The sequence below is a fragment of the Nitrospira sp. KM1 genome, from assembly GCF_011405515.1.
Lineage (GTDB): Bacteria > Nitrospirota > Nitrospiria > Nitrospirales > Nitrospiraceae > Nitrospira_C.
In genome coordinates, this window is record NZ_AP022671.1 from 1,578,950 (window position 1) to 1,603,480 (window position 24,531).

The 24,531-nt window shown below is 54.2% G+C and carries 20 protein-coding genes; 1 reads left to right on the forward strand and 19 read right to left on the reverse strand.

Going from position 1 to position 24,531, the window contains the following annotated elements; genetic code table 11:
- Positions 1–51 precede the first annotated feature (51 nt).
- The gene (locus W02_RS07210) at positions 52–1,050 is read right to left on the reverse strand and encodes a hypothetical protein (RefSeq protein WP_173046210.1); all 999 of its coding nucleotides are present in this window, start codon (positions 1,048–1,050) and stop codon (positions 52–54) included.
- 217 nt (positions 1,051–1,267) lie between these two features.
- Here W02_RS07210 and W02_RS07215 point away from each other — a divergent pair, with 217 nt between their 5' ends.
- Positions 1,268–2,365 carry a WD40 repeat domain-containing protein gene (locus tag W02_RS07215; RefSeq protein WP_173046212.1) on the forward strand — a complete coding sequence of 366 codons (1,098 nt, stop codon included), beginning with the start codon at positions 1,268–1,270 and terminating at the stop codon, positions 2,363–2,365.
- Here W02_RS07215 and W02_RS07220 read toward each other — a convergent pair whose 3' ends face one another.
- The 18 genes from W02_RS07220 to W02_RS07300 all read right to left on the reverse strand — a co-directional run bounded on the left by W02_RS07220 (position 2,366) and on the right by W02_RS07300 (position 24,526).
- Entirely contained in the window at positions 2,366–3,808 is a 1,443-nt protein-coding gene (locus W02_RS07220) for a sigma-54 dependent transcriptional regulator (protein WP_173046214.1), read from the reverse strand.
- Positions 3,805–6,984, reverse strand: coding sequence for a PAS domain S-box protein (locus W02_RS07225; RefSeq protein WP_173046216.1), 3,180 nt, complete (start codon positions 6,982–6,984; stop codon positions 3,805–3,807). The genes W02_RS07220 and W02_RS07225 overlap by 4 nt, the downstream gene beginning before the upstream one ends.
- A gap of 63 nt (positions 6,985–7,047) precedes the next feature.
- The gene (gene secF, locus W02_RS07230) at positions 7,048–7,965 is read right to left on the reverse strand and encodes a protein translocase subunit SecF (RefSeq protein ID WP_173046218.1); all 918 of its coding nucleotides are present in this window, start codon (positions 7,963–7,965) and stop codon (positions 7,048–7,050) included.
- Positions 7,966–8,037: 72 nt separating this feature from the next.
- Positions 8,038–9,681, reverse strand: coding sequence for a protein translocase subunit SecD (secD, locus tag W02_RS07235; protein WP_173046220.1), 1,644 nt, complete (start codon positions 9,679–9,681; stop codon positions 8,038–8,040).
- Positions 9,682–9,711: 30 nt separating this feature from the next.
- Complete coding sequence (gene yajC, locus W02_RS07240; protein ID WP_197742168.1) at positions 9,712–10,044, reverse strand: preprotein translocase subunit YajC; 333 nt, start codon at positions 10,042–10,044, stop codon at positions 9,712–9,714.
- A 15-nt stretch (positions 10,045–10,059) separates the two neighbouring features.
- Positions 10,060–11,238 (reverse strand): tRNA guanosine(34) transglycosylase Tgt, encoded by a 1,179-nt coding sequence (gene tgt, locus W02_RS07245; RefSeq protein WP_173046222.1) that lies wholly within the window; start codon positions 11,236–11,238, stop codon positions 10,060–10,062.
- 20 nt (positions 11,239–11,258) lie between these two features.
- Positions 11,259–13,010, reverse strand: coding sequence for an arginine--tRNA ligase (gene argS, locus W02_RS07250; RefSeq protein ID WP_173046224.1), 1,752 nt, complete (start codon positions 13,008–13,010; stop codon positions 11,259–11,261).
- A gap of 99 nt (positions 13,011–13,109) precedes the next feature.
- Complete coding sequence (locus W02_RS07255; RefSeq protein WP_173046226.1) at positions 13,110–14,093, reverse strand: glycosyltransferase family 9 protein; 984 nt, start codon at positions 14,091–14,093, stop codon at positions 13,110–13,112.
- Between the two features lie 7 nt (positions 14,094–14,100).
- On the reverse strand, positions 14,101–14,733 hold the full coding sequence (locus W02_RS07260; RefSeq protein WP_370467966.1) for a molybdenum cofactor guanylyltransferase: 633 nt from the start codon (positions 14,731–14,733) through the stop codon (positions 14,101–14,103).
- A gap of 76 nt (positions 14,734–14,809) precedes the next feature.
- On the reverse strand, positions 14,810–16,582 hold the full coding sequence (locus tag W02_RS07265; RefSeq protein WP_232068673.1) for a c-type cytochrome: 1,773 nt from the start codon (positions 16,580–16,582) through the stop codon (positions 14,810–14,812).
- Positions 16,583–16,630: 48 nt separating this feature from the next.
- Complete coding sequence (locus W02_RS07270) at positions 16,631–17,668, reverse strand: cytochrome c (RefSeq protein WP_173046232.1); 1,038 nt, start codon at positions 17,666–17,668, stop codon at positions 16,631–16,633.
- A 38-nt stretch (positions 17,669–17,706) separates the two neighbouring features.
- The gene (locus tag W02_RS07275; RefSeq protein ID WP_173046234.1) at positions 17,707–19,017 is read right to left on the reverse strand and encodes a c-type cytochrome; all 1,311 of its coding nucleotides are present in this window, start codon (positions 19,015–19,017) and stop codon (positions 17,707–17,709) included.
- A 77-nt stretch (positions 19,018–19,094) separates the two neighbouring features.
- Entirely contained in the window at positions 19,095–21,008 is a 1,914-nt protein-coding gene (locus W02_RS07280) for a cytochrome ubiquinol oxidase subunit I (protein ID WP_173046236.1), read from the reverse strand.
- Between the two features lie 66 nt (positions 21,009–21,074).
- Positions 21,075–21,197: a hypothetical protein gene (locus W02_RS21760; RefSeq protein ID WP_255458572.1), complete on the reverse strand. Its 123-nt coding sequence runs from the start codon at positions 21,195–21,197 to the stop codon at positions 21,075–21,077.
- Positions 21,198–21,614: 417 nt separating this feature from the next.
- Positions 21,615–22,511, reverse strand: a complete 897-nt coding sequence (locus W02_RS07285) for an SUMF1/EgtB/PvdO family nonheme iron enzyme (RefSeq protein ID WP_173046238.1) — start codon at positions 22,509–22,511, stop codon at positions 21,615–21,617.
- Positions 22,512–22,528: 17 nt separating this feature from the next.
- Complete coding sequence (locus tag W02_RS07290; RefSeq protein WP_173046248.1) at positions 22,529–23,425, reverse strand: SUMF1/EgtB/PvdO family nonheme iron enzyme; 897 nt, start codon at positions 23,423–23,425, stop codon at positions 22,529–22,531.
- Positions 23,426–23,476: 51 nt separating this feature from the next.
- A complete protein-coding gene (locus tag W02_RS07295) occupies positions 23,477–23,830 on the reverse strand; it encodes a hypothetical protein (protein WP_173046250.1) in 354 nt (117 codons plus the stop codon).
- A 39-nt stretch (positions 23,831–23,869) separates the two neighbouring features.
- Positions 23,870–24,526 carry a DUF3047 domain-containing protein gene (locus W02_RS07300; protein ID WP_173046252.1) on the reverse strand — a complete coding sequence of 219 codons (657 nt, stop codon included), beginning with the start codon at positions 24,524–24,526 and terminating at the stop codon, positions 23,870–23,872.
- Between the last annotated feature and the right edge of the window lie 5 nt (positions 24,527–24,531).

Here is a 24,531-nt window from a genome sequence, read left to right on the forward strand (position 1 = left end):
GAAACAGGACATGGTCAGCAGAAAAATCCATAAGTCCACAGGGCGACAATATCACATGACCCCATCGGCACGGAGCTTGTAGACCTCAACACAGCGATCACAGGCGCCGAATTCGACATCCCACCCGGGATGATTTTCCCGGATGAAGTCCAGCACATATGTTTCCATTCTCGTTCCGAGATCCTCAACCCATGAGTAGGTGGGGAAACGGCAGAGCGGGCACGGAAATCCGGGCATAAGCATGACCTTATTTTCCGTCTCTGGAACCTCGCCGCCTTCAACGTCGACGGCCCGATCCATGACCCGCAACGTATCCGTCGCCATCTCGATCAATTCAGAGTGGGTGAAAAAGCCCGTTTGCCATAATCCTTCGAACACAGATTTCAGCTGAGGAGCCGGAATTTTTCGGTACCACGACCGGAATTCCTTAAAGCGATCCTCCTTAGTCAGCATCGGCTCCTTGCCTGCTTGCATCAGACGGCTGTCGACACTAAGACTCCAGAGAATGCGATACCGTTGAAGAATGAGGGTTTCTTCACCCGGATTTTGTCCGACTTTCGTGTCGGGATCGTACGCAAAGTGCGGCCCCAGCATATCGGAAATGTGCATCAATTCATGTCGACAATAGCGGGTCAGTGCCGGATCGTAAAACCGGCGCGGAATAAGCTTGATGCCGACTCCCTTGAGACCTTTCTCTTCAAACTCTTTCGCCAGTTCGTGCTCCACCGATCCCCACTTACGGAGAATATCGACGCCTTCCTGATCCTCTTTCAGCACGCCTTTCACCAATACGATGCCGACACGGTCCTTGAGATCGGGATATTCATTGAAGGCATCCCGTATGATTTCCGAAAATCCCCAGGTCCCGAAGAGATACTGATAGAGTCGTTTGAACTCACCCTCACGATCATCAAGGGTGAATTTCTCATAAATGGGATCGGCGAGTTCGTGAAACTCTTTATAGTAGGTGGGATCGCCTTCCCGTTCGGTTTTCTCGACGAAAGAGTCAATGACTTCTTGTAGCAATGCCGGCTGAAATCGTAGTTCCATATTTTAGATCCCCTGCCTCCGCAATCACGGGCTGGAGCGGACATCCTCACCCGAATGATTCGGCAAATCCGCGCTGACTGCGGCTTGACTTGATGACTGCGCTTCTCTTACGATCCTTGAAGCCAAATTATACCGGTCGCAAACAGCCATTTGCAATGAAGCGTGTTGCTTGCACCATACCGAGTAACGACTTATCACCTCAAAATAGGTAACTGTAATGACCGATCAGACAGCTCCCGCACCCTCGATGCCGGTTGCATCGTTGTCTCTCAATCATCCCGCAGAGCCTCAGGTAGACTTTCTGGAATATTGGAAAGCCGGGGCTCGGGAACTCAGAACGTTTCGGGGTCATTCGCACGGAGTGTGGTCTGTGGCCTTTGCTCCAGATGGGTCGACCCTCGCCAGTGGCGGCGTTGACCGGCTCGTCAGGATTTGGGACATTGAGACTGGACGCCTCCTTCGATCCCTTCGGGGCCATACCAATGACATTCGGTCGATCGTGTACACTCCGGATGGCCAGACGCTCGCCAGCGGAAGCGAGGACCGGACAATTAGACTTTGGAACCCGAAAACCGGCGAGCCGACCAAACTGTTGTTCAGTCGGTACGACCATAACGTGTGTAGCCTGTCGCTGTCTCCGGACGGGCTCATGCTCGCGCGCGGCAGTCACAATAAGGACATCAAAATCTGGGAAGTGACGACGGGAACGGAACTGATGACGCTGCTGGGTAAGGACCAGTTCGATCACCACTGGTCCGTATGCGTCGCATTTTCACCCGACGGCATCCATCTCGCCAGCGGGACGGATATCGGTAAAATCAAGGTCTGGGAGGTCCTTCCAAGCGGCGAGGAAAAAGTTCTCCACAACGCCCACTGGAAAGAGGACGAGGAAGATTCCACTGAGAGCCGAGGCTACTTCATTGAAGATGACGGCGGCTTTCAGAAGCCGATGGACTACTGGATTGGCGCCCTGGCCTTCACTCCAGATGGTAAATACCTGCTCACTGGAAGCCGCGACCAGACGATCAAGATGTTCGAAATGCCCCAAGGGGTCGAACATCGCACCCTACGAGGGCACGGCGGCTGGATTCGCACCATGGTCGTTACGCCAGACGGAAAGGTCCTCATCAGCGGCGGCGATGACAACACGATCCGTTTTTGGGAACTGGCCACCGGTCGCGTGTTCCGGACGATCAAGGATCACGCAGGGAGCATTCGCAGCGTAACGCTCTCTCGTGATGGCCTCAGGCTTGCCAGTGCATCGTGGGACCGAACGGTCAAGCTCTGGGGCGGGGGACCTGAACCGACTGACTAATCAACCCTTCAGGTCCTGATCTTCGTCCGAGAACGAAATACCATATCGTTTGCACTTCTCCGATAGCGCCTTGTGCGACAGCTTCAGGATTTTTGAGGCAGCCGCCCTGTTGCCTCCCGCCTGCTCCACCACCGACGCAATGTAGCGCTTTTCAAACTCCTCGCGGGCGTCGGCCAGCGAGTTCATCGACCGGTCCGTCGATGCTACGCTTGAGAGCCCTTCTTTGCAAAACTCACAGGCCTCGTTTGGCGTGCCGCCGGCAAATGGACAGGATTGGTGCCCACAAAGGTCAAATGGCTGAATGGTTTCACCATCACCCACCATCGCGACGCTGCGTTCGACCATACGCTCCAATTCGCGGATATTACCAGGAAACGAATACCGGGTGAGCAGATCCTTTGCACCAAGAGAAAACCCTTCAATCACCTTACCCGCCTTCACAGCGTTCAGCTTCAGCAGGTGATCCGCAATGACCATGATGTCCTCCGCCCGTTTGCGCAGCGGAGGCAGCATCAGCGACACACCGTTCAAGAGGAACAATAGATCCGCGTTGAACCGTTCCTCCGCAACCTCGTGCTGCAAATCTCTCTGCGTCGCGCAGACAAGACGCACGTCAGTCTCAAGGATCTGCTTCCCCCCAAGACGCTCAAATTTGCCGCTCTGTAGGACACGGAGCAGTTTCGCTTGAATGCCAGGACTCGATGCGGCGATTTCGTCGAGAAAAAGCGTCCCACGATTGGCCAGTTCCAATCGACCACGCCGCAGACGCATGGCATCAGGAAATGCCCCCTTTTCATAGCCGAAGAGCTCGGCATCAAGCCGCTTCTCACTCAACGAGGCACAACTCACCTTTACCATCGGGTACTGTCTTCGCGGACTGTTCTGATGGATGGCATTGGCTACAGCATCCTTTCCCGTACCGCTTTCACCTGTGATCAGAACCGGCGAATCCGCTTCCGCGATGGTCTTGACCTTGTCCAGAACGCCCTGCATCCGGCTACCGACGCCGAGCATCCCACCGAAGGTAAACGTATCGTCCGGCTTCTCCTGAAAGTCCCGATCTTCGCACCGAAGCCGAATGACACGGCCGACCCGTTCGACGATCAAGAGCAGTTCTTCCATCTGAAACGGTTTCGTGATGTAGTCGAACGCCCCCAATTTCATCGCCCCAACGGCAGTCTCGACCGAACCGTGAGCGGTGATGACGACGACCTCCACATGTGGAGACTGTTCCTTCGCGGCTTTCATCACGGTAAGGCCGTCGGCACCTGGCAGCCGCAGATCCGTGATGACCAAATCAAACGTCTTCTGCTTTACAACCTCGATGCCTTCAGTTCCGGACGCGGCCGCGCGGACGTCGTGCCCGACGGCTTCCAACGCGTCGACCATGGACATCCTCATCAAGGGCTCGTCATCGACGAGTAGAATCTTCATTCCCTTCATGAAAGGCGCTCCGCCAACGAACGTTCTCTCGACACCGGCAGACAAAGCGTAAATGTCGTGCCTCTCCCGAGTTCACTGGCCACCAAAATTTTACCACCATGCCGCTCCACGATGCCGAGACTGACTGATAGGCCGAGCCCGGTCCCTTCTCCTTCACCCTTGGTCGTAAAGAACGGATCAAAAATTCTGGGAAGCACGGCCGGCGCGATGCCAGAACCGGTATCGGTGACTTCGATACGGCACACGCCCTCCTCAACAGCGGTTCGGATGGTCAGCGTTCCACCCGTCTTCATCGCCTGTACGGCGTTCAAGATGAGATTCATGAGCACCTGCTCGATCATATGGCGGTCGACCAGCAAGCTCGGCAACGCGTGACCGGGGACCGTCACCAGGCCGATCCGGTTCGGAGCAAACAAGTGGGTGGTCAGCACCAGCACTCGGTCAATCACTTCATTGATGTCCGTCAAATTGAACTCCGGTTCATGCTGTTGAGAGAAATCGAGCAGTTGACGGACGATTTTTTGCACGCGACGGACTCCGTCCTCCATCGAGGTCCAATACTCTTCCTGCCGAGTGGCAGAGAGCGTTCCTTTCCTCAGGTTGTAGAGACAATTCAAGATGCCGGCCAGGGGATTGTTGATCTCATGAGCCACGCCGGCGGCGAGCTTACCCACGGACGCTAGTTTCTCCGAGCTGCGAATTTGCTGTTCGAGATTCTTGGTCTCCGTCATGTCACGGGCGATGCCGAGCACCCCCAGAATTTCGCCGTCCATGCCCTGTAGCGGAGAGACGCTGACCATCACCGTGCGCGTGTCGCCCGTGCGGGTCACCACTTCGACCTCATACACCTGTTTGGCACCGATATCCAATGTGTTTTTCAACCGCCTGCCCCGGTGACGCCGTGAGAGCAGCGAGAGATAGGGTCGTCCCAGTAGATCGTCTTTTCGATAGCCCCAGGTTTCCACTTTGCTGTTCACATAGGTGAACCGCTGGTCTATATCCAGCGTGTAAATGACATCGTTGGCATTTTCGAGGAGATTTTCAAGGTACTGCTTTGTTTCCTCGATTTCCCGGGTCCGCTCCTTCACCTTGACCTCGAGTTGTTCTCGATAGGCGTGCAACTGCCGCTCCCATTTTTTCCGATCCGTGATATCGCGCAGTTGAACCATCACGAGCAGCTGGGTGGTTCCACCGACTCGGATGAGATCCATTTCAACCGGCGTCTCCTGCCCCTTGGCATTGAACACGGTGATTTCCTGCGTCGGAACCTGGCGCTGACCGGTGCGGATATCGTCCAGCCACGCGTGCAGGGCATGGCGATGGGTCGCCACCACGACATCGAAGAGGCTCTGTCCGACGACGCTCGTTTCCGCATACCCCAGCGCCTGCTCCTCCCGCTTGTTCACCGCAACAATTTGACCCTGCGGATCCACCATGAACACGGAATCCGCCACCAGGTCGAATAGCGCCTTGTAGCGTGCCTGTGAGGCAACCAGTTGCTGTGTCCGCTCGGAGACGGCTTCTTCGAGCTTCGACGTATATTGCTGCACTTCCTGCTCGAGCCGGTGACGCTCGGTGACATCGCGAACGAATGCGCGTGTGTGGACCAACCCTCCGCGTTCCTGATCGAATAGAGCGGTGGCGTGAATTTCGACATCGATCGATCGCCCGTCCTTGGCCAGAAAGACCGTTTCAGTGGTGTTCTGTCCCTGCGCCACCAGCCGTTCAAGATATTTCAGCACACGTGATACCTGGCCCCGGGGTACCAGTTCCCAAAGCTTCATCTTCAGCATGTCATCGAGCTGATACCCCAGCTTGTCGAGACCCGTTTTATTGACATGGACAAACCGCCCGCTACGGTCGAGCTGATAGATCATCTCGGGGGAATGTTCGATCAGATCCCGGTACTTCTCTTCGAGCCGTCGTACTTCCACCATCCGCTGTTCGAGTTGTGAAAAAGATCTCTGGAGATTCGCCGCCATCTCATTGAAGGCGTCCGCCAATCCTTCGATCTCATCCCCCGTTTTCAATTCGAACCGCCGGTCCAGACGACCGCTGCCGATTTCCTGTACACCATCATGCAACAGCCTGATTGGACGGGCGATCCTCCTGGCAACAATCAACCCCGTGCTCCACAACACCGCGAGAACGGCCAGGCCGTACAGGAGCACCTTCGCCACGAGTTCAGCCAGGGGAGCGAACGTCTCATGAGGATCCTGTCTGACGACGGTGATCCAATGTTTTCCTCCGATACTCCCAGGGGCCAGCCGCTCTGTGAATCGGACTGGCGCGAAGCCGATGAGGGCGTCCTTGCTCCCATGCGAATCGTCATCCGTCACAGCCCAGCCGGACTTCAATGCAGCGAGTGTCTCGATCAACGGCGGCTTGACCGAGTGCTCTTCTGGCGCCAGGATGGGGCAGATCACCGGCGTGCCATCCGAAGTGAACAGCATGGCGTGTCCGGTGGAGCCGATCGCCACTTCGGCGATTGAATGGAAAAGAGTGTCACGACGCAGCAGAATGGCTACCGCACCGATGACGGCATTGGGGGTATCTCCGACGATCGGAGCCGCCACCACCACGACATGCGTGCCAAAAGACGGATCAAAAGAAATATCGCTCACATAGGGTTGATGCGTCCCCCCCCTCACCACCGCTTGCCACCAAGAGCTTTTCCCATAAAAATATTCCACCTGCGGAATGGAACTGACGACCAATGCGCCTTGATTGTCGGTAATCAGAATCCCGACGTAGTCCGATTTCCTGATGTCATGCCACCGGATCAAATAATTCGTTACGATCCGGTTGATGAACAGAGGGAATTCGCTTCGTTTGTCACGCTGTTTCCACCGTTGCTGCCAATCCTTGATGGTATCCTGAATGCTCCGAGGGTCTTTGCCCTCATAAGCCCGGTTGGCTTCCGTCACGGCGGTGCGTAGAAACGGGGTCGTGGCGAGTTGCTGCGCCTCGTTCATTCCCCGGGTAATATGCATTTCAATGCGGCGTGCCGCCTCGACAGCCACTTCCTTGAAATTCGTTCCGGTGGTTTCCCGCAGAGCGCGTCGTTCTTCGACGTATGTGAGGGCTAAAAGAAGTGTTAATGGGAGGAGGCCGACCATCACGATCGCCGTGATGATCTTACGCTGGAGACTGTGGGAACGGCTCCAGAATGTCATGAACGCGCCCTACGGGAGATCGTGCGCCAATCCCCTCTCAAGCTCGGAACAATGCCCGTGCCGCTAGTTCCGTTTCAGCAACCGCCCCCGGCCACCGGCCCATATCAATAATAATGGACTCGCGACAAAAATGGACGAATAGGTCCCGACAATCACTCCCCATAAAAGAGCCAGTGAAAAATCGTGAAGCACTTCACCACCCGCCGCGGCCAGAGGAACGAGGACGATCACGACGGTCAGACTGGTGACGATCGTCCGACTCAATACCTGATTGATGGCGGTGTTGATCATCGCCTCCTCAGTTTCCCTGCGTCTGGTCCGCAGATTTTCCCGTATACGATCGAACACCACGACCGTGTCGGTCAGTGAGTACCCTGCCAACGTCAACAACGCGGTGATGACCAGCAAGGTGATTTCCTTGTCTAAGAGATAAAAGGCTCCGAGCACCGCCAAGACGTCGTGAAAGGTCGCCAGCGCCGCAGCAATTCCGAACCTGAATTCAAAGCGCGCGGCAATATAGAGAATGATCCCCCCGAACGACACCAGGATCGCGATCAACGCATCGCTCTGCAGTTTTCTGCCGATCGTGGGACCGATTTCGGTGCTCGATTCGATGACGAACCGATTGCCGGGAAATTCCTGATTAAAAATCGAGACGACCTTTTCCGCCGTTTTTTCTTCGATCGTCGTCGACGCCTTCACCCGGATCAACAGCTTGTTGTCTTGACCGAACTCCTGCAACTCGGCGTCTGTCACCCCATGGTGTTCCAAGGCTTTGCGCGCATCATCAATCTTGATCGGCTGTTCAAATTTCAGCTGCACGGCGGTTCCGCCGGCAAAGTCGATCCCGAGATTGGCGGCTCCTCTGGCTATCTGCACCAAGGCAACAAGGCCCAACAGGGCCATCACACCGGAAAAGAGGAAGGCGTACGCGCGCTTCCCCATGAAGTCGAAATTCGTCTTTCCCAAGATCTCTAACATGAATGCACTCCTCCGCTGACAACCGGGATGCGTTGGATCGAACGCGTCTCCTGTCGCGATTACCAGACTTACTCAGATACTCAGCCGCTCCACTTTATGACGCTGATTGATGATGTCAAAAATCACTTTGGTTCCCACAAGCGCTGTGAACAGATTAATGGCAATACCGAGGCACAGTGTGACGGCAAAGCCTTTGATCGGGCCGGTCCCGAAGAGAAACAAGGCTACCCCGGTGATCAATGTCGTGACGTGCGAATCGATGATGGTCAAGAGCGCCTTGTCATATCCAGCATCGATCGCCATTCGCACCGCTTTGCCCGACCGCAGCTCCTCCCGGATCCGTTCAAAGATCAGCACGTTCGAATCCACGCCCATGCCAATCGTGAGGACAATGCCCGCAATGCCAGGCAACGTGAGCGTAGCAGTCAATGCCGACAACGCGCCCATCAGGCAGATCAAATTCAGCACCAAGGCAAAATCGGCCACGACACCGGACAGGCGATAGTAGACAACCATGAAGATCACCACCATGGCGCCGGCGACGAGTGTCGCTTTGATTCCCTTGTCGATGGAATCCTGCCCCAAGGAGGGACCGACCGTCAGATCCTGAATAATCCGTAATGGCGCAGGCAAGGCGCCAGCCCTTAGCACGATCGCCAGATCGTTCGCCTCCTGCGTGGTGAAGGTCCCGGTAATTTGTGCGCGTCCACCGGTGATCCGCTCCTGGATGACCGGAGCCGAATAAATTGTGTTGTCGAGCACGACCGCCATCCGCTTCTTCACATGTTCTGCAGTAATGCGTTCGAACTCTCGGCCTCCGTTGGCATCGAAGGTAATGGAGACGTAGGGGTCGTTGAATTGACCGATGGAGACCCGGGCATCGCTCAGCACATCACCCGTGAGCATCACCCGCTTCTTCACGAGAAATGGAATCCGATACTCCCGTCCCGTATCCTTCTCAACGGCCCGCTCGAACAGAATTTGGTCGCCTTCGGGCAACTTGCCTTCCATCTGTTTCAGAACTTCGGCCTCGCGGTCCTTGGGCACTCTCGCTGGAAGATCCAGCCTGACCTGGCTGTCCTCGTCCAGCATCTTGAACTCGAGCAGCGCCGTTTCCTTGATCAGATCCTTGGCGCGTTTCGGCTCTTTCACCCCTGGCAATTGCACGACGATCTGCTTCAACCCTTGTCGCTGGACCACCGGCTCCGCCACACCAAACTGGTCGATGCGATTCCGAATCGTCTCGAGCGCCTGGTTGACGGCTGAATCCTTGATCCGCTTCACCTCCGTATCCCGGAGCTCCCAGACGAGCTGATTCGCGGATGCCGAAGACTCCTTCTCCACATAGTTGGGATACTCGTCGAGCAGTTTTTGAATCTGACTCTTCAGTTCGGCGTTTTGAAATTGAATGGTCATCTGTTCCCGCCCCGTACGCTTGACGGATTCAACGGGCAGTTTCTTGTCGACCAGCAGGTCCTGCAACGAATTTACCGTTCGATCGATCGCGATTTCCACGGCGCGGTCTTCATCGACTTCCATCACCAGGTGAATCCCGCCCTGGAGATCGAGTCCCAACGTGATGCCTTTATTCGGCAGCATCGACTTTGCCCAACCCGGTAAGGCTTGATACAGCGGCTGATACGACGGCAGAAAAAATACGATCGACAATGCCAGCACCGCCACCAACAATGTCAGGCGCCCACCTACCTTTTTCATATGTCTTCAGACCCCTTCATCGCTCCCGCCCTATGTATCCTTGTCATCCTCATCGCCGCGCAAGCGTGAGATAAACTCCCGCTGCATCTTGATCTTCGTGTTATCGGCGATTTGAAGCGTCACGGTCTCTTTTCCCAGGTTCGTGACGGTGCCCCAAATCCCTGAAGCCGTGATGACCTTGTCCCCCTTTTTCAACGATTCCAGCATCGCTTTCTGCTGCTTCTGTTTCTTCTGCTGGGGTAGGATCAGCAGGAAGTAGAAGATGACGAAGATCAGCACGAACGGCACAAGTGACAGGATCGTGCTCGAACCCGCGCCTCCACCATTCGTCCCCTGCGCCCACGCAACTGATTGCATTACCATGGAACAGCCCTTTCGTTACTTAGACATCCCCCGACCCCGACCCGTGCCCGTCTCCGCGTCGGCACAAGCAGTGACGTCCTCTGGCTCCAAGCCTTGGGTGCGGTAGAACGACTCCCGGAACATCGCAAAGCGATCCTCTGCGATCGCGACACGCATTCGTCTCATGAAATCCGCGAAGTACCACAAATTGTGTATGGTGTTCAGCCGGGCAGCGAGCATCTCTTTGACACCATACAAATGGTGGAGATAGGCGCGCGAGTATCGTGCACAGACTGGGCAGCGGCAGTCCGGATCGATCGAGCCTTCGTCGCGGACGTAACGTGCCTGTTTGATCAGGATTCGGCCAGAATGGGTAAAGAGCCAGCCGGTCCTGCCGTGGCGGGAAGGCACGACGCAATCGAACAGATCGATGCCGCGGGCGACGCCTTCTACCAGGTTCTCAGGCATTCCCACGCCCATCAAATATCGGGGCTTGTCGCCGGGCAGGTTCGGCACCGTTACATCGAGCATGTTATACATATCCTTCTTGGACTCGCCCACCGATAGCCCCCCGACCGCATAGCCGTCAAACCCGATGTCCACGATCTCTTTTGCAGAAGCCAACCGGAGCTCACGGTTCAGGCCTCCCTGTACAATGCCAAATAATGCCTGATCGGAGCGCCGACGGCTATCTCGGCAACGTTTGGCCCATAACGTTGTCCTGCGGACCGCTTCGGAGACCGTGGACGGATCGGCCGGCAACGCAACGCATTGGTCAAACGCCATGATGATGTCGGCGCCCAGTGCCTCTTCAATTTCTATCGCCGTTTCGGGTGAAATGAAATGCAACGATCCGTCAATGTGTGACTGAAAAGTCACGCCGTCGTCCGTAATCTTGCACAGCTTGGCCAAACTGAAGACCTGAAAGCCTCCGCTGTCTGTGAGAATGGCCCCCGACCAACCGGTGAAACGATGCAGCCCTCCCATATCTGCGACGACCTTGTGTCCGGGTCGAAGATACAAATGGTAGGCATTGTTCAGCATCAAGCCATAGCCCAGTTGCGCCAACTCCTCCGGATCGATGCCTTTGACAGGCCCAAGCGTCCCGACCGGCATGAACGCCGGAGTTTCAATGCGGCCGTGAGCCGTGTGAAGCCACCCACGCCTCGCACTCGTGGCTGCATCTACGCGGTCAACAGAGAATGTCATGGTCATGTCGATTGAGCCGAAAGATTTCACATCTGATCTGGCGCGGAGATTCCTAGGACCGTCAATCCGTTCTTGATGACCTGCTGCACACTCTGCATCAATGCCAATCGGGCCGCCGTATGTGCAGGGCTAAGACTTTCTCGTTCGGACTCAACACCGCCCGCCATGTTGGCGTCTGATTCATCGGCAACATCGGCCCCTCCAGCCGGAGGAAGAATTCGATGCTTGTTATAAAATGTATGCAGCAGCGCAGCGAGCTGCTGCAAATAGTACGTCATGCGATGAGGCTCATAGGCCAAGGCGCTGGATTCGAGCACAGCGGGAAACATGGATAGTTTTCTGATCAATGCCAGCTCGTCAGGATGGACCAACAATGAAAGGTCGGCCGCACTTGGACGAGGACATGAAATTCCTCTCGATGCGGCCACCCTCCACAAGCTGGCAATTCTCGCGTGTGCGTATTGAACATAATACACAGGGTTGTCGGCAGATCTCTGCTTGGCTAGCTCGAGGTCAAATTCGAGATGGGTATTTGAGTCTCTCATGAGAAAATTAAACTTCGCCGCATCGGCACCGACCTCGTCAATCACGTCTCGCATCGTAATGAATTCACCGGTTCGCTTCGACATCTTCACTTCTTCGCCATGGCGGAGCAATTTCACCAGTTGCACCAGTACAACCCGCAGGCGGTCCTTGGGATGTCCAAAGGCCTCCATGACGGCCTGCATGCGGGGGATATACCCGTGATGATCAGCGCCCCATACGTCGATGAGGACATCATAGCCGCGCTGAAGTTTGTCCCGGTGGTAGGCGATGTCGGACGCCAAATAGGTGTATTCACCGTCTTGTTTCTTGACCACACGATCTTTTTCGTCGCCATAGGCCGAGGAACGGAACCACCAGGCCCCTTCCTGCTGGTACAGCAACTCTCGCGATTTCAATTCTTCGAGCACGCGTTCGACGCCTTTTGATTCCAATAATGAGGCTTCGCTGAACCATGACTGAAATTCAATTCCGAAAAGCTTGAGGTCATCACGAATCTGGGCGAGCAGTTCTTTATAGGCCAATTCCTGGAGCCGCAATTCGACCACGCCGGCGGCTGACCCGCTCAGCGCGTCGAGCTGTGGCTTGAGCCTTTCGACCATAGTGGTGACATATGTACCTCGGTACCCGTCCTCAGGAAACACGACCGGATGACCGGACAGTTCCTGGTAGCGGGCATTGGCCGACGCCCCTAGTAACTTCATCTGCCGGCCGGCGTCGTTGATGTAATACTCGCGGACGACGTCGTATCCCACCGCTTCCAACAAATTGGCGACTGCCTCTCCAACTGCGGCGCCCCGACCGTGCCCTACATGGAGTGGACCTGTTGGATTCGCACTGACGTACTCGACGAGAATTCGTTTCTGCCGCCCCAGCGTGCCCTTGCCGTATGCTGCACCCTGATCATCAATCTCACGCAGCACTTCCTGCCACAAAGACGGCTTAATCGTGAGATTCAGAAACCCTGGGCGGACAATTTCGACGCGGTCGAACAGTTCCTCACGTCCGGTCAGATTGTCCATGATGATTTGCGCGATATCCTGCGGCGCGCGCTGTTCGGATGCCGCGAGGGACATGGCCACGGTCGAAGCAAGGTCTCCCCATTCCGGCCGTTTTGGAGCATCTAAACTTAGCGTAGGCCAAGATTCCGTCTTGAGCTGCCCCTTCCGTTTCGCTCCTTCAAGCGCTCCGAGCAGCGCCGTCGCCACCTTATCCTGCACGATACCTTGCGGCACAAATATCCCCTAAGTCCTTAGTGCTGAAGGAAAATTAGCTCGCCACTCTAACACACGGGTTGTGGAGAGACAAGGCGGCAGCCATTGAATTTCGAGGGTTTATACCAGTGCCAAGCAAACCTCGGAGAGTTGCTCATGGGATCCTGGGAAACACTCCTTCCCTGCGCAGGGCACTGTGAAGTTCGATGAAGTGCATCGGCAGGCGGCACCACCAGTCACAATAGAGACGTGAGAGCCACGCGGAGCCCAGCGAGAAGGGTCGGTTGGACCGAACAGGACGACGGTCGGCACGTGCATCAAGGCTGACAAATGCGAAACCCCGGAGTCGTGGCCGATGAATACGTTTGCGTAGGTCAGCGTCCCCGCAACAGTTAGAAAGTCTGCGCCCCGAATCACCAACGGTGGGACCGGCATGCGTTGCAACACATTTTCAACCTGCTCGCCATCCGCCGGGCCCTCAAGAATAAGCAGTACGAAGCCTTGAGACTTGAGCCGCTCCATCAGTTGCGCGAGAACCTGTGAATCGATGCATTTGTGTCGGCTGCCGCTTCCTGGATGGACCAAGGCAATCCGTTGTTCGACGCCGAGGCCTAGAAGCGTAAGCCACTTCTGCCCTTGCGCCTTCAGATGACGGGGTATCTGAATCCGCACGCCGGACGGTGAAGGATGAGACACCCTTTGCACCGTTTCCAAATAACGATCGGCTTGATGTCTTGCGTTCAGGTCTGGGGAAAATGGCGATTGGACTCGTGTTTCTCGTGCTCCGGCACGCCTCAGAGCCGCAGTAACAGACCCTTCGCCGTCTTTCATCCAGCCTACGGCAAGATCACAATACTTCAACCACGCTGCGAGTCGGGTGTGGGCAGGAATAGATCCGCCGAACAATCCCAGGCACGCGGAATCCTCAATTGAAATCCATTCGTGGATGACTTCACATTCACGTAGCAATTCACCCACGTCAGGCCTGCCGCAGAGCATGAACCGGTGTCGCGGAAACCTTGAACGGAGTGCACAAATCGCCTCGACGGCCAATAAGGTATCGCCGATGGCTCCGGGATGAATAACGCAGATCGTACGGCACATGCGCCAATCACTCCCTGGCGGGACCCCGGCTGGGTTCGATCGTCCTGGCGGACTGCAAGTCCATGGGCGTATTGACGTTAAGAAACGAGCGCCTGGCATCGTCCATATTGGAGAACTCCTTTGCAGCAATGATACGAACGCGCAGCGAGGAGTCTGATATCAGTCGGTGAATTTTTAAATCCCGTGCCTGCATCATTTTATTCATGGCGGGTAGACACTTTCCACCATACAGCGCGTGCATGGGCTGCAACTCATCGAAGATTCGAGGCATGACGATATCCATTCCAAATCTTGATTCGACGACATATCGTATTGCGTCAGGATCGAGAAATGGCATATCACATGCCGTCACAAATACATGGGGCGTGGATGCCAGGGACAGGCCGGTAAAGATACCCCCAAGACTTCCGCAGTCCGAAATGAGATCACGGAGAACGAGAACGTCAGCCGGGACAGAAACGGTATCCTGAGCCACCACGACACATACTTTCTCGAAGACGGTTTGAAGGACGGTAAGACTGCGTTCAAACAGGGACTTATCTCCGACTGTCACAAAACGTTTATCTTCGCCCATGCGCCTGCTCTTTCCTCCTGCGAGCAGGACGCCCGTGACATCATTTATCATCGGCCGTGGAGTCATCAGTTAGAAAAAACAAAGAGGGGGTGAGTTGCCCCACCCCCTCTCTCTCGGTGCAAAACCTGTCTACCCGTACAAACTAAAGAGTTTTCCCCTTCTTCTTGTTCGCACGGCGCGTCATCACCCACCCTTCCAGCAACACGACACCGAACGCGATCACCACTGGATAGATATAGGTTTCTCTGGGAATCGGCGGGTTCAGGAACGTGTAATAGAAAGCCGACACCGCCATCTTGCGGCCGGCATCCCCGTTATGTCCATCCCAGGCAAAAAACACGGTCGGAATATATTGGCCGACCTCGAAGAAGGTATCCTCGTCGTAGTCTTGATCCTTCTTATTCCCTAACGGACGTTGGATCATCACATACCAGCGGCCATTCTTCCATTCAGACTTCAGGACCTTGAGATTCTCTTCATAGGTATCTCGCTCCTCAAAGTCCTTGTCCCAACCAGTTCCCTTGAACGCGCGAATGGATCCGTCAGCTTCCCATTTCACGATATCAACGGGAAACTGATCGTTAGTCCCAAAGAGATATCTGGGCTTAATCGGAGCAGGGAGATCCTTCCACTTCACCGGTGTTTCTATGGCAATTGCGTCGTTGTACACGGCGTAATTGTTCTGGTTCGATGCAATCGAACCCTCTTCACCGGTTTTCGGAGCCTGCTCTTTGACATCGATATTGACCGCAGTCGGGGCCCAAGGCAATTTGCCCTCTGCCACGCTCTTGGTTCGATCGTCCCACTCAAGAAGGTAAACGACAGATTTGTCGTTGTAGAGAGACCTGACCCAAATATCATCGATCCGGTTGACAAAGTTGCGCGGCTTATGGGTGATTTGACCTCCCATCGCCACATAGCGTTTCGGGGCCTTCTGCCAAGCTTCGTTTTCGATATCGGCAGGGATCTCACCTTCTACGGGATCAGACGGCACCACAAAGTTAATCTTCGGCTTGTCCGTCAACGGATCGATAGGAAGCGGATTGCCCTCAGGATCACGCTCACACAGCGAATTGACAAAGTTGGCAATGTCCCACCGCTCGTCGACCGTAGTATTGTCGGCAAACGACGGCATCGGGGTTCCGTTTACCCCAGTCGAAAATGTACGAAAGATATTCTTGACGTTGTACGGATCTTGTCGGCTTCCTCTGAAATTCCAGCACTTATGCCAATTGGCCGGCTGAATGGAAAAACCCCAGTCATCCTTCAGGTTGAAAGCATTTCCATCGCCCCGACCTTCAGTTCCATGACACTCGATACATTTCTTTTCGACAATTAACTCTGAACCGCGCTTCTTGCTTTCCTCGTTGGACGCTTTCGGCTTGAGATCGCCAAGCTGGAGGACAGTCTGTGTTTCTGACTGTTTATCCGTAAACTTTCTGTCCTTCACGAGTTGTGTCGTCACAAATGCCAATACTTGAAGCCGCTGTTCGTCCGTCAAAATGCCTTCCCAGGACGGCATGGCTGATCCCGGCAAACCATGTGTAACGGTCTCAAAGAGATCGTTCTGCCCTGCAGTAGGTTTTTTCGCATCGAAGAGCGGCAGTTCACCGCTGGCCGTATGCCGGATCTTGAATGTTCCCTGGTTGAAGTTGCGGGGCCGTGGCCAAAGACGATCGGCACCAGGGCCATCTCCGGCGCCATCGACTCCATGACACCAGACACATTTCGTAAAATACACGCGCTTTCCCGCCTCAATCATCTCCGCTGCAGGCTCAGGTGCCAGATCTCCCTTCTTGAATCCCTCAGGGAGACCATCCGCAAAAACGGAGTTCCCCACGCTACCCGAGAGCAGGATGGCTCCGAAGGCGCTTGCGGAAATCACTCCTGCCTTCCGACTTAAACTGTTTCTCATATTTACCCTCATCTCATACATCAAGAGTTAGCAACGTATCTTAGGCAATTAATCCCATGTGCGGGGGTAATAGCCAGTATGCCAATATTCAAACAAAATGACCTTCCAGATCTCATCGACCGTCAGGTGTTGCTCCCACGGAGGCATAACGGACGCCCATGGGAAGCCCTCATTGGGCAAACCGATCCCACCTTTTGCCACGCGCCAGAAGATGAATGTTTCTTGAAGCTGGGCGATGGTTCCCGGATCGGTAAAATTGGCTGGAATAGGATTGAATGCAAAAGCATGCAGACCGCGACCGTTGAGATTGTCGCCGTGACAGAAGTGACAATTCTGGAAGAAAATTTCTCCACCTTCCCGGACATACTTCAGATAGCCTTGTGCATTCTGGTCCCAAGGATTGGCATTGGGCTTCATCAAGCGTCCCATGCCCTGCTCAACAATGTTGGCATTCGTATATTCCTGATCGTACTTACCCTCTGGATTAACCCGATAGGGATTCTGTGAAGTCTGAAGGGTGTACGTTTTACCATGCACCTTGGTACTGGCAGGTGGGGCAGGATGCACCGTTCGCAACTCGATCGGCTCTTCGGATTTCGGCTTCATCGCGTTGTACGAAAACCCTCCAATAAGAATGGGCAGAAGGACAAGATAGGCATAGCGCAGGAGCTTATTCGTACCACTTTGCGCATCGAGCACGTTCATAATCGGCTGCTTGAACTTCCTCCAATCATCCTCGTTAGCCGACATCCACATGAAGACGGCCACCAGCGAAACCGTTCCATACATGGCGCGGACGCTGAAGGGAATAGGAGGGTACACGCGGAACTTCAAATAGAGCAGGATGAAGGCCCAAAAGGCGATTGCCTGCCAAAATCGAGGAATGGGCATACCCATGGCGCTCATCATATAACTCAGCCCCGCAAAACCGGCGACGAATACGGCCAGTTCCGAGAGCATCTGCATCGGCATGTAGCCTTCGACCAAGCGCACGGTATTGGATGGGACGATATCAAAGATCATCCCGACCAGCAGTAGGAGCCCAATGACTCCTATCAGCGCGCCAACTGACATCAATGCTTTCATGGCTAAACTCCCTTTTGTCTACAGATAGACGACAAAGATTACGAAATCTTCGGTGGCGGAGATCCCGCCTTCACCTGTGACAGATAGTCAACAATTTTCTTCAAAGCGCCAGCGCTCAACTTTTGTCCAAACACCTTTGGCATCGTGTTGTCCGGGAATGGCTTCACGACGTAGGCGCTGGGATCAATGACTGATTCCATAATGTATTCCGGCGTGCTCTTGGCTGTTCCCTTATACTCTTTGTCTTTGATGCGAAGCGGAGCGTTGGTCCCCTCCTCCAGTTTCGGACCGATGGTTCCGGTAGCACCTGGAATACCTGGAATGGTATGGCATGAGACACACTGTGCCTTGGCAAAAATCTGGTCGACAGGCTCAGAGCCATCGGCCATCAATGCGCTTGCGGCAGCCGGCTTGTCATCTGACATTTTAGGACGGTCAGCCTCTGGAATAAATTTTTCGTATGACTTTGTGATGTCTTCGAAAGACGGAGCATCCCGTCCCTCACGTACATATAGCCAGGTATCCACCGCAGCTAGTTCTGGAAGAGAGAGCGATATCGGTGGTTTGTGGATCTTAGGCATAGGGCTTTCCTTGTCATTGGTGCCCTTCACGCCGTACCCTGCAACGACATAGCAGCTTGGACAGGCATGTGACTCGGCGATATATTCCTGTCCGTTCTCAGCTGTGCCTGCACCAGGAAACGATTCCTTTTCTGCATAATCCCGCTTCGATGCATTTCCTTTCGAATACTTCGGATCTTCTAGACGTTCTTTACCAGCACGCTCAGGAAGCCCGAGCAGGTTTGGAGCACGCTCGCCCAACATACCAGCATGGAATGCGTGACAGAGCGGGCACTGGCCCTTTCCAATGGCTCCCTGCACCTTGTTCTGTCCTATGCCGCCAAAGATGATTTTTTCTCCCTCGTCTGCAAGCTGCTGAGCGCTCATCGAACTGAAATCAAGTTTTTCTTCTTTTGGAGGGAAACCACCTTCGACTTGTGGAAGCCAATTACCGTATCCAGATAAGAAAGCGGCCACGAAAAACATGAAGCCGCCGATCTTGAGCAGTGCACTGAGGTTCGTAAAGTACAATGCCATCATGAAGGTGGTTGCCGTGATCATAACGAGCGAGACAGGCAACAACCGATTCTCTCCATAAAAATTATTGGCATAGTTCGCAATGGCAATAAACATTAGGAACGCTGCAACAATTCCGATCAAGGTCTTGAAGGTCGCCCGCTTCTTAGCGACCGGGTCACTAATGGATACCTGAAAGTAGATAAGTAAGCCCACCAGAATGGCTATGGCCATCCAGCCCATCGATAGGGCTTCGCTGATCAAATTACCCACGGTTTAACCTCCTGCGACTATGCCCGCAGGGAGGCGTTGTCTTGCCTCCCTGCAGTAAGCCTTGGCTCTGAAGATGGTTAGTGGCTGCCTGCCGGCTGCGGCGCGCTGCCCGGAACTCCTGCTTTCGCTTCAACTGGAACCTTCTTCACCGCCAGGCTGCCGAGCCAGAAGACGAAGAGGATGCTGATCCAAAAGAATAAAACATTGAATGAAATCATGTTGGCCGCAAAGCCAACGGTATGGGTGTAGGCCCACGGCGAGTTGTCTCGCATGATCTCATTCACATGCCAGAAGAGACGGACAGATGAGCGGATATATCCCATCAATCCCATCATCCAGGTGAACGCGGTGGCCAACATGATCAGAGCGTATTGCGAGCGGGCGGATATCTTGCCCCACTCGATCGGACCCATCTGCTTTGCTCCCTTCATCATCACGCTATTCAGCGCAAACATGAAGAAAAGACAAGACAGGGTCGTCGCCACCTGAGGAACGGATAGTCCGACACGCACGTTGGCCGGGATGTAATAGCCGTAGACGGCGAGCCAGATAATGTTGATGTACGCAAAGAAGAAAAAGCAGCCCATGAAGATATTGCCAAACTTAGCCCACGATACGGTTGAAACTTTATTGCCTCGCATGTACCAGACGAAGCTCAAAACCGTAGTCGTAATAATCACGTTGATGCCGCCGTTTTTAGCGGACATGACACCGTAGTTACCGAGAACTGGGTGCTGCTGGCCACCCATGGCTTTCAACTCGGCAGGACTCATCACCATTGTGTGCGGGGTAATGAAGACCAGAAATCCGCACGTCAACAAGAACACCAAATACTTGATGTACCGCTGATATTTCTCGGCACCTCGCATCCGGCCCATCGCTTGCCAGAGGTAGTAATTGGTGCTGAGGAACAGAATCCCGATCATGGTCGCCTGAATGATGAAGAGCCATGCCAGAAGTCCACCCATCAGCGTGATACCCATCTGCTGACGATACGCATACACTTCTCGCATCAGCCAATATCCGGCAAACGGCAATGGAATCAAGAACGCCACGCCGAGGGCCATCGCGATGTAACCCATCCAATCGTAATGTGCACGATCCTCTTCGGTCTTTGCAGCGAGAAATTTATAGGCTGCATATGCGGCAACGACGCCGCCGCCGAATGCCATATTCCCGAGAATTCTATGAACGTTGAGTGGATTCCAGAGCGCGGTGTGGATGACGTGCCAGATGTTACCGAGATAACGTCCCTGCTCATCAACACCTGCGGGAGACATCATGAACCCAATCCAGGAATTCGCGAGGAACATGAGCAGGGTTCCGATGACGTTCAGGATGACCGACATGCTCAAGTGAATCCACTTGAGGAATCCCTCCTTCATCTTGTCCCAGCCGTAGTAGTAGATGTACAGCGTTCCGCTCTCGGCCACGAACATCAACGCATAGATGTGCATGACCGGCCGAAAGATGCTGGACAGGTAACCGAAGAAAGCCGGATAAAGAGTCAGGAAGGTAAATATGAGGATTCCACCCAGAATCGCGGTAAGCGAGTATGCTGTCAGACTGATCTTGATAAAGTCATAGGCTAATTGATCATATCGCTTGGCCAGCGCCTTGTCCTTCGTGACCACGCCCATGAACTCGATGACCATACAGAAAATCGGCACGGCGAGCACGAAGCTGCCGTAGTAGAGATGCTGCTGATTGGCAAACCAAAGAAGGACGCGGCTTTCAAAATTGTACCGAGGATAGTCCTTAGGGCCATCGGTCGTCTTCGGGGCTGGCGCACCAGCAACAATACCTTCCGTCTTGTAATAGACGTCCCGCCCTTTCTCAACCTTGTCTCCTTCCTTCTTCGCCGCGTCAGCAGAAGCTTCCTCACCGGCAGCCAGTGAAGGAAGCGACATGACCACGGGAAGCATGAGAAGGCTGATCATCGCGCACAGCGCCATGACCGAGAACACCTTCTTGCCTGTTACAGGACCCATGGGATACCTCCTTGATGCATTTCGAAAATTCGTAAAGATCGCTTCATTCCAACCGGGACAGCCCAACTACTGGCGGAACAGATACCAATAGTCCAAGCCCTGCATGTCCATCAGGAAATGATCGACCATCGTAAAATAAGCTACACAAATCACCGTCGAAATCACGATGTACACAATCGTCTGACCCATTATCAAATCCTCCTCAACTCGCAGCAAAAAGTGTCAGCACTGCGCATGTGGCCCTTGTCAGCAGGGGCACTGAACGCCGGCGAACCAATAAAAGAACCACAATCCAACCGCACAGGTAATGTAGAAAATCATTTTTCCGATTTTTATTTTGAGGGGACTATCTGCCGTCGCCGTTGCCATCATGTCTCCTTTTTTCCGATGAAGATGAAAAATGCCTTATTTACATTGATTTGGCGGCCGTTTTCTTGACACACATAGTTTCGTGTGTTATTCACAAATTGTCGTTGCGCGCGAAAAAACAGGGAAAATCATGACAAAAAACTCAAAAGTGTTCGACATTATAGTTTTGGCAGGTATGGTTGTCAATATCATTTTGGCCGTGTTTTTGATCCTCTACTACTTTGATTTCTTGTAGTTTTAGGTCTTTTCTCTCCTCTGTAAATTTCCATCGTTCGCACCAGATAGGGCACATCGAAAACCGATCGTCTCATCTCGGAAATCCTGCATCATTTTGCTCCGGCTGGTAATTCGCACATCCATACCGGCGGTCGTGTAGGCTCCTCCCCGTAGGACTCGATATGTCCCATATTCAGGACTCGACGGGTTACGTTCGGATGCGTCTTTGTAATAAGACTCTTGGTACCAATCGGCGACCCATTCCATGACATTTCCGGCTCCGTCCATCACCCCGTATGGGCTTTTGTCAGACCCGAACGTCCCGACTGGAGCCGAAACGTCATAACCATCCTGCACCCTGGCCCAATTGGCTCCATTCTGCAATTCATGATTTCCCCAGGGCCACAGGCGACCATCCACCCCCCGCATCGCTTTTTCCCATTCTGCTTCGGTAGGCAGTCGTTTCCCCTTCCACTGACAATACTCCGATGCATCATCCCATGAAACGTAGACCGCTGGCTGGTTCGTCCCACGCATTCGGCCGATGCTCTTCGCGTAACGCGAGGGTGGGCCGGCCTTTCGATGACCGGTTGCAGTCACGAATTGCTGGTATTGATAATTCGTCACCTCATATCGATCGATGGAAAATGTGTCGAGATATATGGTGCGCTGAGGCTGCTCATCAAATCCTCCGTTGGTTGTGCCGCGAACAAACGGTCCAGCCGGTACTGTGATCATCTCTTCAGTGATAGGATTTTCCTCCTGCGGAGGGTCTAGAGTTACGTGAGGAGATTCAGCATTTTCAGCAGATTCTTCAAACGGGGTGAAGGTCGTCCCGCGAAGTATCCCCATAATAGGAAGGGCCGCGAATATCAGGACGACAAGAAGAAACGCAACTTTGAATTTGGTTTCAAGCATGTCGTGACACTGTATAGTTATGAGGCTGGGCCGCTTTCCCCAGAGTCCCCATCGCTCGCACATCGAATGCCTATCGTAATATCCGTGCGCCAATGCTTGGCGGCAAATCGCTTGGACAGTCTCGCATTGTGTTCTGTCTCCCGCCAAGACCCGCCACGAACGACTCGGAGATCCCCAGTATCCGGACCTTTTGGATCACGAAAGGGCGCTTTCTTATAATAGTTCTCATCGTAGGTGTCGTTAACCCATTCAGCCACATTCCCAGTCATGTCAAATAACCCATATGGGCTACGGCCTGCGTCGAATGAGCCGGGCGGCGCAAGATATTTGTAACCATCCTCGCTGCCGTCAACGTTTGCCGCCTTAGAAATGAATTTGTCTCCCCACGGATATTTTCTCCGTCCCTCACCACGTCCGGCTTTTTCCCATTCCGCCTCGCTCGGAAGCCGCTTGCCCGCCCACCGGCAATACGCAAATGCGTCATCCCAGGAGATGCTCATTGCGGCAAATTCGGGTTTCAGCAATTTTGACTGATCATCTTCGAAGACCTCAATTCTGGGCATGGGACGCTTCGTCATCTTGGCGAACCGTTCATATTCCTCCTGGGTCACTTCTTTTCGATCCATGTAGAATCCTTTTACGAATACCTGATGCTCTGGCGATTCGTCAGGATCGCCATCCTGACTGCCCATCGTAAAGGGACCTTCCGGAATCTGCACCATCTCCCGGCCTTCATCCCCCATTCTTGTCTTGTACATGGAATAATCATGCGTCGAGGTCATACTCTCGACCGGCCGGCTTTCAGTTTTGACCGAAAGCGCCAGCTGCTTCATCTGTTTTGCCTTATACGACTCATAGACCAGCATCGCGATCATGAGCACAAATGAGGCGAAGACGAAAATTATCGAACCCACAAGCACGCCTTTGTTTTCCATATTCGCTTACACTCTCCCTTAGTCGTACGACTAGCTCAAGGGATCCAGGGGATTCACCGTAACCCTCTTCGCCGCCCGCATGTCGAGCAACATCGAGATTTGTACGCCCAGAAATCCTCCCATGGCCGCCCCTGCGCCGGCACCGACCCAGATTCGTTCGCTTCCGGCGACAGCCCATGCCAGGAGTCCACCGAGCAGGGTCCCGACAAGAATGCTGATCAAGAATCGCCGTCCGCCGAGAAAGCCGATTATGCCGCCCAGCGCGAGGCCGACACAAATTGCGACGGGCATGAGACCGCCGCCCATGATGACCCCGATCAAGGAGCCTACGGTTCCCATGACCGCGAGTCCGAAGATAATATCGAATATCCTTCGAGGAGGCATTGAACGTGCCTACATACCTTGCAGAAACATGTCGTCGGGTTAGTTCGCCGCGCTGACAACCAGAGGCCCGAAGTCAATTTCGACGCCCGGACCCGCAATGATCGAGATGCCCCACGCTTTAGCAGCGGGGTCGTGCTGGTGAATCCGTTTGAAATCCTCGTAGACGTTGACCCGCTCTTCAAACCATTCCCCGACAGCTTTGGTTCCGCTTTGGACGACGATTTCGGATCCGCTGAACATGCCTCCCTCCGTCAGCGTTCCTTCCGGCTTTGTCGCGCTCCATACATATTTCGTGAACACAGGAATAAACAGGAGGTCGGTGTCGAGGGAGGCGTAAATCGCGGCAAGCGGTTCCGCGCCGGTCGCCGCCTTCTGAAGTCTCCACCGCCAGGTCAAGACCGGGTACGCCTTGGGATCCCAATCGATTTTTTTCTTCTTGATGCGTTGACCCGCATCCTTGGCCGACAAAAAATTGGCCCCGCCCTCCGTCTGGACTTTATAGGCATCCCGGCCCTTTGAGTGGCTACGTTGGCTTTCATGATCCCAGTTCGAAGGGAAGCCATCGGTTTCTTTCGCCTGAAAATCTTCCAGCACGAGCGTCGGCGTCGAGAGGGCGGCCCATGCACCGAACACTCCTGCCAGAGCCGCTACTCCCAGACCGAACACTCCTGCAATGATACGTGTACGAGTCATCATCTGTC

Excerpts from the sequence above, each read along its gene's own strand:
- yajC (WP_197742168.1), bottom strand. The coding sequence starts at position 10,044 with ATGGTAATGCAATCAGTTGCGTGGGCGCAGGGGACGAATGGTGGAGGC.
- W02_RS07225 (WP_173046216.1), bottom strand. The coding sequence starts at position 6,984 with ATGACATTCTGGAGCCGTTCCCACAGTCTCCAGCGTAAGATCATCACG.
- W02_RS07280 (WP_173046236.1), bottom strand. The coding sequence starts at position 21,008 with ATGGGTCCTGTAACAGGCAAGAAGGTGTTCTCGGTCATGGCGCTGTGC.
- W02_RS07210 (WP_173046210.1), bottom strand. The coding sequence starts at position 1,050 with ATGGAACTACGATTTCAGCCGGCATTGCTACAAGAAGTCATTGACTCT.
- W02_RS07215 (WP_173046212.1), top strand. The coding sequence starts at position 1,268 with ATGACCGATCAGACAGCTCCCGCACCCTCGATGCCGGTTGCATCGTTG.
- W02_RS07270 (WP_173046232.1), bottom strand. The coding sequence starts at position 17,668 with ATGAAAGCATTGATGTCAGTTGGCGCGCTGATAGGAGTCATTGGGCTC.
- W02_RS07255 (WP_173046226.1), bottom strand. The coding sequence starts at position 14,093 with ATGTGCCGTACGATCTGCGTTATTCATCCCGGAGCCATCGGCGATACC.
- secD (WP_173046220.1), bottom strand. The coding sequence starts at position 9,681 with ATGAAAAAGGTAGGTGGGCGCCTGACATTGTTGGTGGCGGTGCTGGCA.
- W02_RS21760 (WP_255458572.1), bottom strand. The coding sequence starts at position 21,197 with ATGGGTCAGACGATTGTGTACATCGTGATTTCGACGGTGATTTGTGTA.
- tgt (WP_173046222.1), bottom strand. The coding sequence starts at position 11,238 with ATGACCATGACATTCTCTGTTGACCGCGTAGATGCAGCCACGAGTGCG.
- W02_RS07265 (WP_232068673.1), bottom strand. The coding sequence starts at position 16,582 with ATGAGAAACAGTTTAAGTCGGAAGGCAGGAGTGATTTCCGCAAGCGCC.
- W02_RS07295 (WP_173046250.1), bottom strand. The coding sequence starts at position 23,830 with ATGCCTCCTCGAAGGATATTCGATATTATCTTCGGACTCGCGGTCATG.
- W02_RS07260 (WP_370467966.1), bottom strand. The coding sequence starts at position 14,733 with ATGACTCCACGGCCGATGATAAATGATGTCACGGGCGTCCTGCTCGCA.
- W02_RS07300 (WP_173046252.1), bottom strand. The coding sequence starts at position 24,526 with ATGATGACTCGTACACGTATCATTGCAGGAGTGTTCGGTCTGGGAGTA.
- W02_RS07285 (WP_173046238.1), bottom strand. The coding sequence starts at position 22,511 with ATGCTTGAAACCAAATTCAAAGTTGCGTTTCTTCTTGTCGTCCTGATA.
- W02_RS07220 (WP_173046214.1), bottom strand. The coding sequence starts at position 3,808 with ATGAAGGGAATGAAGATTCTACTCGTCGATGACGAGCCCTTGATGAGG.
- secF (WP_173046218.1), bottom strand. The coding sequence starts at position 7,965 with ATGTTAGAGATCTTGGGAAAGACGAATTTCGACTTCATGGGGAAGCGC.